The organism is Pedobacter chitinilyticus, from assembly GCF_003313385.1.
Taxonomy (GTDB): Bacteria; Bacteroidota; Bacteroidia; order Sphingobacteriales; family Sphingobacteriaceae; genus Pedobacter; species Pedobacter chitinilyticus.
In genome coordinates this window covers 130,093-145,407 of record NZ_QMHN01000005.1, presented here as the reverse complement: position 1 = coordinate 145,407, position 15,315 = coordinate 130,093, and the positions used below count along the sequence as shown (strand labels likewise).

Genomic DNA, 15,315 nt, shown 5'->3' with positions numbered 1-15,315 from the left:
AAACATATACTAGTTCAACTAGCCATCATAACCGAAGTTTTTTAGGTAGTTCTTTTTACTTCTCCAATCTGGAATTACTTTCACAAAGGTTTCCAAAAACACTTTCGAATCGATGAACTTCTCAATGTCCTTACGAGCTTCCATTCCTACTTTTTTCAAACTAGCGCCGCCTTTACCAATCAGGATATTTTTTTGCGATTCACGCTCCACAATAATTTCAGCACTAATTCTGGTCAGATTTTCTTCTTCCTTAAAAGCGGTAACAATTACCTCAGTACTATAAGGAATTTCCTTTTGGTAGTTATTAAAGATTTTTTCCCTGATGATTTCCGAAACAAAGAAACGCAGGTGTCTATCGGTCAGGTCTTCTTTATCATAATAAGCTGGGTGCTCTGGGATCACCTCCAAGATCAAGGGCAACAATCCTTCTAGGTTATAACCATGTAGGGCCGAAATGGCGAAAATGTGCATCGGATTTAATTTTTCCTTCCAATAATTCATCTTCTCTAACACCTGTTCTTGATTAGCGTTATCTACTTTGTTTATCAGTACTACTAAAGGGATATTAGTATTCGCAATCTTTTCAAGCACATCATTTTCATCATGGCGTTCGTTAATATCGGTCACAAAAAAAATAAGGTCAGCGTCTTGCAAAGCGCCTCCTACTGCAGTCATCATCGAATCTTGTAAACCATATTTAGGTTTAATGATGCCTGGAGTGTCAGAAAATACAATCTGAAAATCTTCTTCGTTAACAATACCTAATATACGATGACGGGTAGTCTGCGCTTTTGGGGTAATGATAGATAGTTTTTCTCCTATCAACGCATTCATCAGTGTAGATTTTCCCACGTTTGGTTTACCTATGATGCTAACGAACCCTGCTTTGTGTGCCATAATATTTTGATAAGGATATTAATAATCTGCAATAATACGCAAAATGCTACTCACGCTCCTTATGCCGATTACGTTTTTTAATTTTATAAGAAGATAAAGCGCTATTAATTTTTTGCATATCAAGCAAAAAGGCGTCAGCTATTTTTACCAAAAAATATCACAAAGAAGCCCTAAAGGTCATTTTATGATTTATTTTAAATTTTTCCTCAAAAACATTTGCACTAAAAAAAAACATTCCTATCTTTGCATTCCAATTCGGAAACAGTGTTAAGGATTTAACCAAAGAAAAAACGAATTGTATAGAGTGCGGGGTGGAGCAGTTGGTAGCTCGTCGGGCTCATAACCCGAAGGTCGCACGTTCGAGTCGTGTCCCCGCTACCAAAAAGAAGTTGAAATGACACTTCTGATTTAATGGCCCGTTCGTCTAGGGGTGAGGACGCCAGATTTTCATTCTGGAAACAGGGGTTCGATTCCCCTACGGGCTACAACATCAACTACACATCTGGTTGATGTTTTTTTATGCAGATGACAGCGAGTTATACTGCTTGATACTTTGAAATTTTGGCCCGTTCGTCTAGGGGTGAGGACGCCAGATTTTCATTCTGGAAACAGGGGTTCGATTCCCCTACGGGCTACTAGAAACCGCTTAATGTTAAAAATTAAGCGGTTTTTTTTGTTTATATCTTTTTGCGACAATCGCAAAATTTAACAGACTATTAAGAGATCCGCACAATAGAAAGCAATTCCATTTGGCTTTACAGACTAGTTTTGACATTGGCTAAAAAAACAAAACCAACGATTTAAATAAATACGTTGGTTCTTTGTTTTCGAGAGCCATTTCTTTGGTACACTTTACACCTATTTAAGATCGCTTTGCGGATCTTTGAGATTTCTTTTATTGGTAGTACAATAAATCACCTGTATGGAAATTTCTAACCATCTTTTCTGCACGCCTAGGATTCATCACAAACACCAATCCTTATGATCGTGGCTTCTTTGCTATAAATAATGCTCTTGTTTTCCTTAACAGACTTGTACCAGCTTTGCCCATCAAAAAAATCCTGAAATCTTTGATTATCGAAACGATAACCTTTTCTTGCATAGATCTCGTTGGCCAGCAATCGTATTTCATCTATGCTCAGATCTGCTATTTCTGCCTGATTAATAAGCTTGCTAGCACAAGAGGAGAAGTCTTTCAGTGTTTGGGCATTAGCTGTAGTACAAAATAAAAAGAGAAACCAGAGGTATATATATTTCATTGTATTTTAAACATTTTTATTTCATTCATGATCAAAAAACCATTCCATTCTCTATATTTTTCTCTATTAAGGGTAAGTGTAGGGCGCAACAAACGATAGACGAACGCTTCGTTTACTGCAAATATATTAAAAGTCACCAAGTGGTGACCTTATAATTTGTTATTTTTGAAAAATATTGAGTACAAATCTTTAAAACTACCGCAATATGGAAACAAATCCCCTAACAAACCGGGCTAGAGACAAAAACAAGAGCAAGCAGCAATTTTTGGACGCCGTTGGGACAATCCTTCGCTCCAAAGGCCATACGGCATTGAAAGTAAACAACATCGCAGCAACAGCTGGTTTAGATAAAAAACTGATTTATAAATATTTTGGAAGTACTGAGCAGCTTATTGATGAATATATTCATTCCCAGGATTTTTGGAGTAATGTTACTGGCGATTTGGTTCCGAAGAAAATTACAGATGGCGGAAAGGATTTTTTAAAACGCATGCTGTTGGAACAGTTTGAATTTGTGTCCCAAAATAAAGCGTTGCAAAAAGTGCTATTATGGAGCCTCTCCGAAGAACGTAAATCGCTTCAAAAATTAATTGACGATCAAGAAGCAAATGGTGAAATACTGCTTAAGGGCATTAGCGATCCACATTTTGGAGATAAGGCATCAGATCACCGTGCAGTAATGGCTATTTTAGTTGCTGGACTTTACTATCTCAACCTATTCACAGAAGTAAACGGCAGTCATTTTTGCGGCATAGATTTAAAAACCGAGGAAGGTAGATCAAAAATTCGTCAGGCAACCACCTTTCTTGTCGAACAGACTTATTCATCGATGTAGATGTAAAAAACGAAAAATATTTTCCTAATCGTTTTATGCCACTACAACGGCTTAACCACTGTTTTACAGTTCATTTACAATGAAAACAGCAACTTATTACTTGCTAAAATTAGCTAATGCCATAAATTAAAGGTATCTTTGTGCCAACAACAAGGTTCTGTCTTGGCCTTTTCTGATATAGTTGGAATAATTTCTTCATCTCAGTTTTCGCTTTCCAGCTCCCGTATTTTACAACATGTTTTTGTAACAGCAAAAATGATGTTATCCTGAGAAGTCAAATAGAATTTACCGCTAAAAATGGTATATCTTATAGATTACATGTTTCCTTCTCCATGCATAACACTGTCTTATACAAAGGGAATAAGAAATATCCAAGAAAAATTGGCCATCCTTAAACAGCAATATATGCTTAGGGAACATCAGTGAGAATCAATTAATCTTTAGAAAGGAATATGTATGGGTGAATCGTTCGCCAAAAAAGAAAGAAACAAAAGTAAAGCAAAGAAAAAACAGGAAAAATCAAGAAAAATGATGGACCGTAAGCAAGATGGATCAAAAACTTCTTTTGAAGACATGATTGCTTATGTGGATGAGTTTGGAAATATCACTGATACGCCTGTTACCGCAGTAAGAAGCGAGATTAAGTTAGAAGATATTCAGCTAGGAGCAGCTCCTGTTGTACCTGAATCGAAAGAACGTACTGGTTTGGTATCTTCTTATGATCCTTTAAAGGGCTATGGTTTTATTATCGATGATGCTAATAAAGGTAAAATTTTTGTGCACAGCAGCGGACTCACACAGCCTATAAAAAATAACGACAGAGTAAGTTTCGAGAGAGAAAAAGGCTCAAGAGGTTACAATGCAATAATGGTTAAAAAAATTAACGACAATAAATAATTTAATAAATACAATAATGCAACAAGGAACAGTAAAATTTTTCAATGAAACAAAAGGATTTGGCTTCATTACACCTACAGCTGGAGGAGAAGATGTTTTCGTACATAGCTCTGGCCTACAGGATCAAATTAGAGAGAATGACCAAGTAACTTATGAGGTTGAAAGAGGCAAAAAAGGATTAAATGCCGTAAACGTTAGAATTGCATAATTCTACCAAAAAATAAAATTCAGAAAAGCTCCACAAAGGAGCTTTTTTAACGCACTTACGAAACGATAATAGATTAATACTTTACAATAGTTGGTTTAAGTTAACAAATAACTCTGTTCCTTCAGTAAAAGTTAATCCGATCAGCCGAGCCAGCAAGAAATTTCTTGCTGGCTTTTTTAATTAGATGAGATTTCAAGGAAGCGAAACCGTCCTATAAAACATCCCATTAAAAATATTCTTCCTCCTTCATTTTAGTTTTTTTATTTTTCACTTTGTAAAACAAAGTAATTTATATTAACTTTGAATCACAAAGCACTTTAAAAAACAAAAACAATGGAAGCAAATTACGATATCCTTGTTCAGCGCCAAACGAATTTAATTGCTAAACGCATGATGGTTGGGGCTGCAACAGCGTTGATCCTCATTTCCGCGCTATTAATTACCGTTAAAAATGCTGATCCTGCTTGGGGTAGGCTTTGGTTTTTAAGACCTTTAATTGTAGTTCCGCTAGCGGGTGCCATGGGTGGTCTTTTTTACCATTTAATGGAGGGGCTGCGTAAACGAGGTGGCTGGAACACCATCATAGCCAACCTCATTAGTGTCCTGGTTTACGTATTCATTTTATGGGTAGGAACCATCCTTGGATTAGACGGCACCCTTTGGGACTAAACCTCTTCTCTAACGTCATTTTATAAGTTAATCTCTCTTTAAAAGGAAGTCCTGATGGCTTCTTTTTTTGTTTAATGTAGTCCTTACACTTCATGATCTATGCGCTTGATCTTTTTTCACACCTGTAGTGGTTTTGAGAAAGTCCATTTTTGGGCTTTTGAAGTAATTTAATAGATATTTGGTATTAAGGCAACCAAGTATAACCATGAACTCATCAAAGGCATATTCATGCGCTTTATTAGTTGCTCGTCATTTAACACATCAATAAAAACCACTAATCACCGTAGGAATTAAAAATGAAAAAAACACTCCTCACTGTCCCCCTACTGGCATTTTCGCTATTTTCTGTCGCACAAAAACAAGCCGACGCAGTCATCGACCAAAAAGTAAAAAGCTTACTGTCTAAAATGACTTTGGAAGAAAAAGTCGGCCAAATGGCACAAATTACCATGGACGTAATTACCAATGGAAAGGACAGATACAGTAGCGACGAACCTGTTGCACTCAATCAACAACGATTGGAACATGCTTTGGTGAAATACAAAGTAGGTTCGGTACTGAACACGGCCAACAATAGAGCTCGAACTCGTGAAGTATGGCATCAAATCATCAATAAAATACAGGAAACGGGCAAAGGACGCCTTAATATCCCGGTACTATACGGTATCGACGCTGTTCATGGCACTACCTACACTGCTGATGCTACCATGTTCCCGCAACAAATTGGTCAGGCGGCCACTCGTAATCGCTCATTAGTTTACAAAGGAGCTGAAATTACGGCTTATGAAACCAGAGCAAGTGCTATTCCTTGGAATTTTTCGCCAGTGCTGGATTTAGCACCAGATCCCCGTTTTCCCCGTCAGTGGGAAACCTTCGGAGAAGATCCGTATTTGATTACCGAACTGGGACTTCAAATGATTAAAGGTTTTGAAGGGAATAATGTTGCCGATCCGTATCGAGTGGCTTCATGTTTGAAACATTTTGTAGGTTATCAGGTATCGGTCTCTGGAAAAGATAGAACACCTGCCTATATCCCTGATCATGTATTGAGAGACTACCATCTTCCACCGTTTAAAGCGGCCATTGAAGCTGGCGCACATAGTATTATGATCAATTCGGGCATTATCAATGGTGTACCTGTACATGCTAACTATCAACTTTTAACCAAACTGTTAAGAGAGGAACTTGGATTTAAAGGACTAATTGTAACCGACTGGGGTGATATTGAAAACTTGCATACCAGAGATCGCGTTGCAAAAGACCACAAGGAAGCCATTATGTTGGCCATCAATGCAGGTATCGACATGTCGATGATTGCTTATGATTATGAGCGATTTTGTGACAATCTCATTGCCCTGGTTAAAGAAGGAAAGGTTAAAGAAACTAGAATTAACGATGCGGTAGGCCATATCCTTACTTTAAAATACAAGTTGGGCTTATTTGAAAAAGCAGTTTACGATCTTAAACAATACCCAAAATTTGGAAGTAAAGAATTTGAACAAGCTGCTTACCAAACGGCAGCTGAATCCATCACTTTACTAAAGAATACTAACAACCTATTGCCATTAAAAAAAGGTACTAAATTATTGGTGACAGGACCTAACGCTAATTCTATGCGTACGCTAAACGGCGGTTGGACCTACTCATGGCAAGGCGAAAAAGTGGAAGAATTTGCGGGTAAATACAATACCATCTTAGAAGCCCTTACCCAAAAAGCAGGCAAAGAGAACGTTGCTTTTGTAGAAGGTGTAAGCTATAAAATGGATGGCAAATACTATGAAGAATTTGAGAATGGGATAGAAAAGGCTGTAAAGGCCGCTCAAGATGCCGACGCCATCGTGCTTTGCTTGGGTGAAAACTCCTATACGGAAAGCCCTGGAAACTTAAGTGACTTGTATATGTCTGACTTACAAACAGAATTGGCGTTAAAGCTTGGTGCTACTGGAAAGCCAATTATTTTGGTTCTTAACGAAGGTCGACCTAGATTGATCAGCAAGTTTGAACCTAAAATGGCTGGCATTTTACAAGCTTATTTACCTGGAAATTTTGGGGGTGATGCTTTGGCGGATATTCTTTTTGGTGAGGTTAACCCATCTGGAAAACTGCCTTACAACTATCCTAGATATCCAAACTCTTTGTTAGGCTATAACCATAAGCCATCAGAAAATAGAACTGTAATGGAAGGCGTGTACAATTATGCTGCAGAATACAACCCGCAATATGAATTTGGTTATGGCTTAAGCTACACAACTTTCAAATTTGAAAACCTGAAATTAAGTGCCGAAAAAATCAAGGCCAACCAAGAGTTAACCGTATCTGTAGAAGTGAGCAACACTGGCAGCAGAGAAGGCAAAGAGGTGGTTGAACTCTATTTGAGTGATTTATACGCCACACTCACTCCCGATTCGAGAAGATTACGTGGCTTCGAAAAAATTAATCTTAAGCCTGGCGAAAAGCAAACGATCACTTTTAAGCTAAACCAAAAAGATTTTTCTTTCACTCATTTAGACAATCGTTCGGTAGTGGAACCAGGAGAGTTTAAGGTGAAAATTGGACTGCTCAGCAAAAACTTCTTTGTAGAATAATTGTTAATTCAAAAGTTAATTGCAACATCAATACCATTCTAATCAAATAGAATGGTATTTTTGTTTTCAAATAGTTGAAATGAGTAGTAATAAGGCCAAAGACTTAATCGATTCGATAAAGAATAAAGGAAAAAACCTAGAGGCAGAAATGTCTTTTTTTGATCATTTAGATATATTGCGCAAACATTTGCTAAGGGCCTTAGCGGTCGTTACGGTTTTTGTATGTTTGGCTTTCTATTTCACTGATTTCATTTGGCATGACGTGATCATGGCTCCAAAAAATGCTGATTTTTGGACCTATCGCATGATGTGCAAATTGGTGGAAGCTTTCCCTTCTATTGGACAGGAATTCTGTATCAAAGAAATCCATGCCAAAATCATCAATACCGAAATGTCGGGACAATTCACCTTACAAATGAACTCATGTGTAATGGCTGGTGTAATTTTAGGAGTTCCTTATTTGTTATTTGAAATTTGGCTGTTCATTAAACCCGCATTATTAGAAGCAGAACGTAAATCAGCAAGTGGTTTTGTGGCTTTTGCTTCGTTTTTGTTCGCCCTTGGCTTATTGTTTGGTTACTACCTTATCTGCCCACTATCAATCAACTTTTTAATTAACTACACGGTAGATAGCAGCATCGAAAATACGTTTACCATTTCATCTTATTTATCTACAGTTTTAACACTTACTTTAGGTTCGGGTATCATTTTCCAATTACCTGTCGTTATTTACATCTTGTCGAAACTTGGCGTTATGACACCAAAGTTCATGCGCTCTACTAGGAGGTATGCAGCGGTATTAATCTTGGTGGTTGCTGCTGTAGTTACACCTACTGCCGATCCTTATACCATGCTTATTGTGGCTTTCCCGCTTTTCTTATTGTACGAGCTAAGTATCTTAATCTCGGCCAATATTGAGAAGAAAAAGAAAAAAGCAGAACTAGCGTTTTATAATAACAAGTAATTAGTGTAAAGAAAAAAGAATAAGGAACAAAGAATAGGAAGTTACCCCCTAGTAAGTTCTACAACAAAATATTTACCTACCATATTTATTAATTCTATATACATTTGGATATGTCTACAACAAATTCAATCAAATTAGCCATCGGGGCAGACCACGCTGGCTTTGAGTACAAGGAAATATTAAAGGCTTTTTTAGCTGATTACCAAGTAACAGATTTTGGCACCCATTCACTGGATTCGGTAGATTATCCTGATTTTGCACATCCTGTAGCAAGTAGTGTTGAAAAAGGCGAAGCGGATTTTGGAATTTTAGTATGTGGAAGCGGGCAAGGAGTAGCCATTACGGCAAATAAGCATCAGGGCATTAGAGCCGCAGTGACTTGGCTAACCGATATTGCCAAACTTTCAAGACAGCATAACAATGCAAATGTCATTTGTATTCCCGCTCGTTTTGTGTCTCCTGAGCTGGCCAAAGAAATGGTTACCGCATTTTTGGAAACACCTTTTGAAGGTGGTAGGCACGCCAATAGAGTGAACAAAATATCGTGCTAACAATAAACGAACAACCTTAACTAACAACAATGAATAAAAAGTTTTTATACACCTCACTGGCGCTGGCGCTTAGTTTTGGTGCGATGGCGCAAGATCAAAATGCCATCAAATTTAGTGCGCCAGTAAACAAGGATAGAGCTTATCAGCACCTGTCTATTTTAGCATCAGATGAGTACGAAGGTCGCGAAACTGGTACAAAAGGTGGATGGATGGCAGCGGAGTACATTAAGAAACAATTCCAAAGTTTTGGCTTAATAGGACCTGTAAAGGGCGGCAAAGATCCTTATCTACAAGCGGTAGGTATTTCTGCTAAAAAGCTTTCTGGTGTTTCTTTAAAAGTAGGTTCACAAACCAAAGAAAATTTCAAAGATTTTTACATCTTAGCAACGTCTACCCCAGCTAAAGGCTTCAACGTAAAAGCATCTTCTATTATTTTTGCTGGTTACGGTTTAAACAAGGAAGACTTTAACGAATATGCTGGTCAAAATGTAGCAGGTAAAGTGGTAGTGATATTTGCCACTGGCGATCCAACCGCTAAAGCTCCCGCACAACCAGCGCAAGGCCGTAGAGGACAAAGCAGTGTAGGTAGCCAACAAGCAAAAATCAAATATCTTCAAGACAACAAAGCAGCTGGTGTTTTAGTGATCAATGAAAGAGTTGAATCGCTTAGTGATGCCCAAAGAGCTTATTTAGCCGAAGGCAGTGCCGATTTAAAAAGAGAAGATGCCAGCAACAAAAATACCTTACCAGTAGTCACCATAGGTACCACAGTAGCTAACCAAATTTTGGCTGGTGCTAATACCAACCTAGAAGAAGTAAAGAAAAAAATTGCCGAAACCTTAAAACCCGCTACCACAGTAATTAACATCCCTGTTGCTTTTACTGCTAAATTGGTAGAAGAGGATATTAAAGCAGATAACGTATTAGGATTTTTAGAAGGTTCAGACCCTAAATTGAAAAATGAAGTGGTAGTAGTTACAGGTCACTATGACCATATCGGTTTAGTAACAGACCCTAATGCTACTGATAAAGTTAACAACGGTGCTGATGATGATGGTTCTGGAACTACTGGCGTTTTAATGCTTGCTGAGGCTTTTGCAAAAGCTAAAAAAGAAGGTCATGGTCCTAAACGCAGTATTTTATTTATGACGGTTTGTGGTGAAGAAAAAGGCCTTTGGGGTTCTGAGTGGTATTCTGAACATCCAGTATTTGCTTTGGAGAACACCATCACCAACTTAAACATTGATATGATTGGTCGCGGCGATGATAAACGTCCTGGTGATAATAATTTTGTATATATCATTGGTTCAAATATGTTAAGCGATGACTTGGACAAAATTGGCAAAAAGGCGAACACGGACTATGTAAACATCGTTTTAGATGAGACCTACAACAACCGTACAGATCCTAACCGTTTCTACTATCGTTCAGATCACTATAACTTTGCTAAACATGGTATTCCAGTGATTTTTTATTTCAACGGTGTACATAAAGACTATCACCAACCAGGTGATGAGGTAAGTAAAATAGACTTCCCAATGTTGGCAAAAAGAGCGCAATTGGTTTACTATACGGCTTGGGAACTTGCCAATGGCGAGAATAGACCAGTGGTGAACAAAAATGCTGATGGCACCTTAAAAACAAACTAAACTTGTTTTAAAATATATTCAATCCCGTTAGGTAACTGACGGGATTTTTTTGTTTTTAGAAGAGCAGTTTTATGTCTATCATTCCTGTGTTAGTTCATCCTCTCCCTAACCGTTCCGATGAATCGGAACAGGTACTACTTGTAAAGGAGAGGGAAGCATTACTTTTAATCGACATGTTGTTTATTACTAAGACTTATGAAGTTTATAAAACTTCGTAAGTCTGATTATCAAAACCTTATCTTTACAGCCGATGAAAAACAAAAAATATCTTCACTTATTAGCTACTTTTCTACTGCTTTTTATAGCCTCTTTTGGTTATGCACAGGAAAACACCGCCAACCAACAGCTACTTGCCAAGGAACCTCATTTTTTGCAAAGCCGTTTAAAATCTACCGATTCACTTTTTTTGGAAGACATCAACGTCATCAAAAAATATATCCAGCTAGATAGTGTTGATATAGAAATTTTAAAGCCTCAAATTTTATACGCGGTATTGATTGAAACCAAAGTTGATTCGGCAGTCACCTATAAAACTTTAATTAATGCCATTCAAACTTTTAAAGGTGGCATTGGATATGCCGAGTTTAGAAAAGGAATTGTACTTTATAAGCAAATGGCCTCCATTAAAGTAAACCCACAAAATTGGAGCAACGACCAAGTACTTTTCAGAAAATTAGGCTTCACGGAAGCAGACCTTGATGATTTCCTTTTGTTTATTTCCAAAGCTGAAAACAAGGAAATGAACTATAAGCAGGCATATTTGGCCTACATGAAGGAAATTGACAACTTGAAATAGACAGAGGCAAGGGGCAAAGACAGAAACCTCGTAGGTTTTAAAACCTACGAGGTTTACTAAACTAAACCTGAACGTAGTGGAAAGCCCGCAGCCCAAGTGAAACTTGGGAGAGGACTTGTAGCGAAGTGCAGGACTGCTATTTCCGATGTACTACTGTTATTGCTTTTCGAAAAATAATGCACTTTAATCTTAAAAGTTGGTGCAGATGGCATAATTATATCAACATCCACTCGTTAAATTTTAAAGCCCTAGCCTATTTGCCTATATTTGACGACTGATGAATATTGCCGAAGAATTTTTAGTAAAAGCCGATGAAAAGGCCTTCGATGTCCCACACCGTAATACCATTAATTACAACATTGGTAAGTATAATGTGGCGGTGGCTCGTGGCTTATCTAAGTTTGAAAATTTAGAGGTATCGAAACGTAGGGCACACGTGATTAAGTGGCGTGTGATGGAAAATTTGGACAAGCTTTTACCTGAGTTTGAGTCGAATTTCCAGAAACGTGGCGGAAAGGTGATTTGGGCAAATGATGCTGCCGAGGCGCAAAAGGAAATTCTACAGATTATTCAACGTGTTGGTGGCAAAAGTGTCATCAAGTCAAAGTCGATGACTACCGAGGAAATTCATTTAAATGAATTTCTAGAGAAACATGACATTGAGTCTTTGGAGAGTGATTTGGGCGAATATATTGTGCAATTGTTGGGGCAGGCACCCTACCATATTGTAACGCCTGCCATGCACCTGAGTAAGGAGGATATTGCCAAGTTGTTCCACGAAAAATTTGGAACTCCCATTGATGCTACGCCTGAGCAGCTTACTCAAAAAGCCCGGGAATTACTGAGAGAAAAATATTTAACAGCAGATATTGGCATTACTGGAGGAAATTTCCTAATTGCTGATACGGGAAGTATTGCGCTTACGGAAAATGAAGGCAACGCCAGGTTAACCACCACCTTTCCCAAAATACATATTGCCATTGTAGGCATCGAAAAACTGGTACCCTCGTTAACAGATTTGGATTTGTTTTGGCCTTTGCTTTCTAGTCATGGTACAGGACAAAATCTTACGGTTTACAATACAATTTTAAGTGGCCCAAGACAAGCCAACGAAACTGACGGTCCAGAGGAAATGTATGTGATTTTGCTAGACAATGGGCGGACCAATTTATTGGCTCAAAAAGATCAACGCCAAGCTTTATATTGCATCCGTTGTGGCGCTTGTTTAAATGCCTGTCCTGTTTACAAAAATATTGGCGGCCATACTTATAACACCACCTACAGTGGGCCTATTGGGTCCATTATTACGCCGCATTTTAAGGGCATGAAGGAGTTTAAACATTTAAGCTATGCTTCTAGCTTGTGCGGCAAGTGCTCTGAAGTTTGTCCTTTAAAAATCGACATCCACAAAATGTTGTTGCTGAATCGCAGAGATGCTGCTTCGTCCAACGAAAATACTGCTGCTGAAAACATTGGTTGGAACATCTGGAAAAAGGGCATGAAAAAACGTTCGTTAATGGACTTTTTTAGTGGTAAGATGAAGAATTTCTTCCTCAAAACATTCTTCAAAAAGGGCTGGGGCAAATATCGCGAAATGCCAGAAGTAGCACCCAAGTCTTTCGCTAAGCGCTGGGAAGAACATCAGAAAAAGCAAGAAAAAGAGTAAAAATCCATTTTAATTTTCCTTTGCGTTCTTAGCGTGTCTTTCTTCTTCTTTGCGGTAAAATTTTAGTCGTAAGCCCCTGTACTAGTTGTTTTTGCGAAGAGATGCAAAGACCACTATCCTCCCCCCTCAAAAACTAAGATTTACGCCAAACGGCTGACAACTTAAATTACTATATTTACTGCAAACCAATATCAGCCTTATGCAGTTCCACAGAAAGCAAAAAACCGATTCGGAGTTACTATCCATCTACAAGCATTTACTTTTTCCGCGTTTAATTGAAGAAAAAATGCTGATTTTGCTAAGACAGGGTCGCATAGGCAAATGGTTTTCGGGCATTGGGCAAGAAGCCATTGCGGTGGGCAGTACACTAGCCATGCAAAACGATGAATATATTTTGCCGATGCATCGCAACCTTGGTGTTTTTACTACGCGAGGTATTCCTTTAAAAAGATTGATGGCCCAATGGCAGGGCAAGCTGAGCGGTTTTACCAAAGGCAGGGATAGATCCTTCCATTTTGGCACACAGGAATACAAAATTGTGGGCATGATTTCGCATTTGGGTCCTCAAATGGCATTGGCAGATGGTATTGCGCTGGCTGATCTGATTGCGGAACAACCGAAAGCTACGCTAGTTTTTACTGGTGAAGGGGCTACGAGTGAAGGTGATTTTCATGAAGCCATTAATGTGGCTGCTGTTTGGAATTTACCCGTTATCTTTTTGATTGAAAACAATGGTTATGGTCTATCTACTCCTATTAACGAACAATATCGTTGCAAAGATTTAGTGGATAGAGCTTTGGGCTACGGCATTGAAGGGGTGCAATTAGACGGCAATAATATCCTTGAAGTTTATGATAAACTCACTGAACTGGCCGATGATATTCGAAAAAATCCTAGAACTGTGTTGGTAGAGTGCTTAACGTTTAGGATGCGTGGCCATGAAGAAGCATCGGGCACTAAATATGTTCCACAGGAATTGTTCGATGAATGGTCTAAAAAAGATCCGCTGAGGAATTTTGAAGAATATCTTTTGGAGCAAAATATCTTGACAGAAAATTCGATCACTGATATTAGAAGTGCTTTTAAAAAACAGATTGATGGTGAAGTTGAGGCTGCTTTTAACGAGCAGGAACCAGAAGCCAATGCCCAGCATGAGTTAAGTGATATGTATTATCCTTATGAAGCTGCATCGTATCCTCCATCAAGCTCAAGCTCGGAAAAAAGATACCTAGATGCCATTAGCGACGGCCTAAGGGAGGGCATGCAACGACATTCGAATTTGGTGTTAATGGGTCAAGATATTGCTGAGTATGGTGGTGCTTTTAAAATCACCGATGGTTTTGTAGCCGAGTTTGGAAAAGCCAGGGTACGGAATACGCCTATTTGTGAATCAGCGATTGTTGGAGCTGGTTTAGGCTTATCTATTAATGGTTACAAAGCGGTGGTGGAAATGCAATTTGCAGATTTTGTGAGTGTGGGTTTTAATCAAATTGTAAATAATCTTGCCAAAACACATTACCGTTGGGCAGAAAAGGCAGATGTGGTGATCCGTATGCCTACTGGTGCTGGCACAGGTGCTGGACCTTTTCACTCTCAAAGCAATGAAGCTTGGTTTACTAAAACTCCAGGCTTAAAAATTGTTTATCCTGCATTTCCGTATGATGCAAAAGGTGTATTACTGGCGGCTATAGAAGATCCCAATCCTATCATCTATTTTGAGCATAAATATTTATACCGAAGCTTAATTGGCCCAGTTCCGGAAGGTTTTTATACCATAGAGATAGGAAAAGCCAATGTGTTGAAGGAAGGCCAACAGCTTGCGATCATTACTTATGGCTTAGGAGTACATTGGGCTTTGGATTATCTCAGCGCAAACCCACAAATAGCTGCAACAGTGGTTGATTTGGTGAGTTTACAACCTTGGGACAAAGCAGCGGTAGCAGCTGCCGTAAAAGCAACTGGAAGAGTATTGATTTTACATGAAGATACACTAACTGGCGGTTTTGGCGCTGAAATTTCGGCTTGGGTTAGCGAACATTGTTTCGAATATCTTGATGCTCCAGTAATGCGTTGTGCAAGCTTAGACACTGCCATTCCGATGAACAAAATTTTAGAAGAGGATTTCTTGGCAAAAGCAAGATTAGCAGAAATGATCGAGAAATTATTGTCTTACTAAAGGGGCTTTTTTTATAAATGTGATCTTCATCACTTTACGTCTTAAAAGAGTAAAGCCCTCGTAACATTTATTTAAAGAGAGCGTTAAATTAAATGACGAGGGCCTGTAATGAGCGTTATTTATAGATGATGGTCTTATTGGCGTAAATATATTCATTTACAGT

At 38.5% G+C, this 15,315-nt stretch carries 13 protein-coding genes and 3 tRNA genes; 14 read left to right on the top strand and 2 right to left on the bottom strand.

The window, feature by feature from the left end:
- Positions 1 to 18: 18 nt before the first annotated feature.
- Positions 19 to 897, bottom strand: a complete 879-nt coding sequence (gene era / locus DUT70_RS15570) for a GTPase Era (RefSeq protein WP_113648287.1) — start codon at positions 895 to 897, stop codon at positions 19 to 21.
- Between the two features lie 305 nt (positions 898 to 1,202).
- On the opposite strand from era, the gene DUT70_RS15565 reads away from it, so the two are divergent.
- The 3 genes from DUT70_RS15565 (at position 1,203) to DUT70_RS15555 (ending at position 1,532) form a co-directional block, all read left to right on the top strand.
- Positions 1,203 to 1,278: transfer RNA gene (locus DUT70_RS15565), tRNA-Met, on the top strand.
- A gap of 32 nt (positions 1,279 to 1,310) precedes the next feature.
- Positions 1,311 to 1,382: transfer RNA gene (locus DUT70_RS15560), tRNA-Glu, on the top strand.
- 78 nt (positions 1,383 to 1,460) lie between these two features.
- Positions 1,461 to 1,532, top strand: a tRNA-Glu gene (locus tag DUT70_RS15555).
- A 318-nt stretch (positions 1,533 to 1,850) separates the two neighbouring features.
- On the opposite strand, the gene DUT70_RS15550 is transcribed toward DUT70_RS15555, so the two are convergent.
- Positions 1,851 to 2,156, bottom strand: coding sequence for a YARHG domain-containing protein (locus DUT70_RS15550; RefSeq protein ID WP_113648286.1), 306 nt, complete (start codon positions 2,154 to 2,156; stop codon positions 1,851 to 1,853).
- Between the two features lie 205 nt (positions 2,157 to 2,361).
- Here DUT70_RS15550 and DUT70_RS15545 point away from each other — a divergent pair, with 205 nt between their 5' ends.
- From DUT70_RS15545 to DUT70_RS15495, 11 genes are all read left to right on the top strand, one after another.
- Positions 2,362 to 2,991 (top strand): TetR/AcrR family transcriptional regulator, encoded by a 630-nt coding sequence (locus tag DUT70_RS15545; protein WP_113648285.1) that lies wholly within the window; start codon positions 2,362 to 2,364, stop codon positions 2,989 to 2,991.
- A gap of 456 nt (positions 2,992 to 3,447) precedes the next feature.
- The gene (locus tag DUT70_RS15540) at positions 3,448 to 3,888 is read left to right on the top strand and encodes a cold-shock protein (protein ID WP_113648284.1); all 441 of its coding nucleotides are present in this window, start codon (positions 3,448 to 3,450) and stop codon (positions 3,886 to 3,888) included.
- Between the two features lie 16 nt (positions 3,889 to 3,904).
- The gene (locus DUT70_RS15535) at positions 3,905 to 4,096 is read left to right on the top strand and encodes a cold-shock protein (protein ID WP_113648283.1); all 192 of its coding nucleotides are present in this window, start codon (positions 3,905 to 3,907) and stop codon (positions 4,094 to 4,096) included.
- A gap of 333 nt (positions 4,097 to 4,429) precedes the next feature.
- On the top strand, positions 4,430 to 4,765 hold the full coding sequence (locus tag DUT70_RS15530) for a potassium transporter KefB (RefSeq protein ID WP_113648282.1): 336 nt from the start codon (positions 4,430 to 4,432) through the stop codon (positions 4,763 to 4,765).
- Between the two features lie 296 nt (positions 4,766 to 5,061).
- Entirely contained in the window at positions 5,062 to 7,350 is a 2,289-nt protein-coding gene (locus DUT70_RS15525; protein ID WP_113648281.1) for a glycoside hydrolase family 3 N-terminal domain-containing protein, read from the top strand.
- A 79-nt stretch (positions 7,351 to 7,429) separates the two neighbouring features.
- The gene (tatC, locus tag DUT70_RS15520) at positions 7,430 to 8,314 is read left to right on the top strand and encodes a twin-arginine translocase subunit TatC (RefSeq protein ID WP_113648280.1); all 885 of its coding nucleotides are present in this window, start codon (positions 7,430 to 7,432) and stop codon (positions 8,312 to 8,314) included.
- A 110-nt stretch (positions 8,315 to 8,424) separates the two neighbouring features.
- Positions 8,425 to 8,865, top strand: a complete 441-nt coding sequence (gene rpiB / locus DUT70_RS15515) for a ribose 5-phosphate isomerase B (protein WP_113648279.1) — start codon at positions 8,425 to 8,427, stop codon at positions 8,863 to 8,865.
- Positions 8,866 to 8,894: 29 nt separating this feature from the next.
- On the top strand, positions 8,895 to 10,514 hold the full coding sequence (locus DUT70_RS15510) for a M28 family peptidase (RefSeq protein ID WP_113648278.1): 1,620 nt from the start codon (positions 8,895 to 8,897) through the stop codon (positions 10,512 to 10,514).
- Between the two features lie 250 nt (positions 10,515 to 10,764).
- Positions 10,765 to 11,310, top strand: coding sequence for a hypothetical protein (locus DUT70_RS15505; RefSeq protein WP_113648277.1), 546 nt, complete (start codon positions 10,765 to 10,767; stop codon positions 11,308 to 11,310).
- Positions 11,311 to 11,587: 277 nt separating this feature from the next.
- A complete protein-coding gene (locus DUT70_RS15500) occupies positions 11,588 to 12,976 on the top strand; it encodes a LutB/LldF family L-lactate oxidation iron-sulfur protein (protein WP_113648276.1) in 1,389 nt (462 codons plus the stop codon).
- A gap of 199 nt (positions 12,977 to 13,175) precedes the next feature.
- Positions 13,176 to 15,152: an alpha-ketoacid dehydrogenase subunit alpha/beta gene (locus tag DUT70_RS15495; protein ID WP_113648275.1), complete on the top strand. Its 1,977-nt coding sequence runs from the start codon at positions 13,176 to 13,178 to the stop codon at positions 15,150 to 15,152.
- The last annotated feature ends 163 nt before the right edge of the window (positions 15,153 to 15,315 follow it).

Coding starts and splice junctions, on each gene's coding strand:
- DUT70_RS15545 (WP_113648285.1), top strand. CDS start 2,362: ATGGAAACAAATCCCCTAACAAACCGGGCTAGAGACAAAAACAAGAGC.
- DUT70_RS15510 (WP_113648278.1), top strand. CDS start 8,895: ATGAATAAAAAGTTTTTATACACCTCACTGGCGCTGGCGCTTAGTTTT.
- DUT70_RS15540 (WP_113648284.1), top strand. CDS start 3,448: ATGGGTGAATCGTTCGCCAAAAAAGAAAGAAACAAAAGTAAAGCAAAG.
- DUT70_RS15495 (WP_113648275.1), top strand. CDS start 13,176: ATGCAGTTCCACAGAAAGCAAAAAACCGATTCGGAGTTACTATCCATC.
- era (WP_113648287.1), bottom strand. CDS start 897: ATGGCACACAAAGCAGGGTTCGTTAGCATCATAGGTAAACCAAACGTG.
- DUT70_RS15550 (WP_113648286.1), bottom strand. CDS start 2,156: ATGAAATATATATACCTCTGGTTTCTCTTTTTATTTTGTACTACAGCT.
- DUT70_RS15500 (WP_113648276.1), top strand. CDS start 11,588: ATGAATATTGCCGAAGAATTTTTAGTAAAAGCCGATGAAAAGGCCTTC.
- rpiB (WP_113648279.1), top strand. CDS start 8,425: ATGTCTACAACAAATTCAATCAAATTAGCCATCGGGGCAGACCACGCT.
- DUT70_RS15525 (WP_113648281.1), top strand. CDS start 5,062: ATGAAAAAAACACTCCTCACTGTCCCCCTACTGGCATTTTCGCTATTT.
- DUT70_RS15535 (WP_113648283.1), top strand. CDS start 3,905: ATGCAACAAGGAACAGTAAAATTTTTCAATGAAACAAAAGGATTTGGC.
- DUT70_RS15530 (WP_113648282.1), top strand. CDS start 4,430: ATGGAAGCAAATTACGATATCCTTGTTCAGCGCCAAACGAATTTAATT.
- DUT70_RS15505 (WP_113648277.1), top strand. CDS start 10,765: ATGAAAAACAAAAAATATCTTCACTTATTAGCTACTTTTCTACTGCTT.
- tatC (WP_113648280.1), top strand. CDS start 7,430: ATGAGTAGTAATAAGGCCAAAGACTTAATCGATTCGATAAAGAATAAA.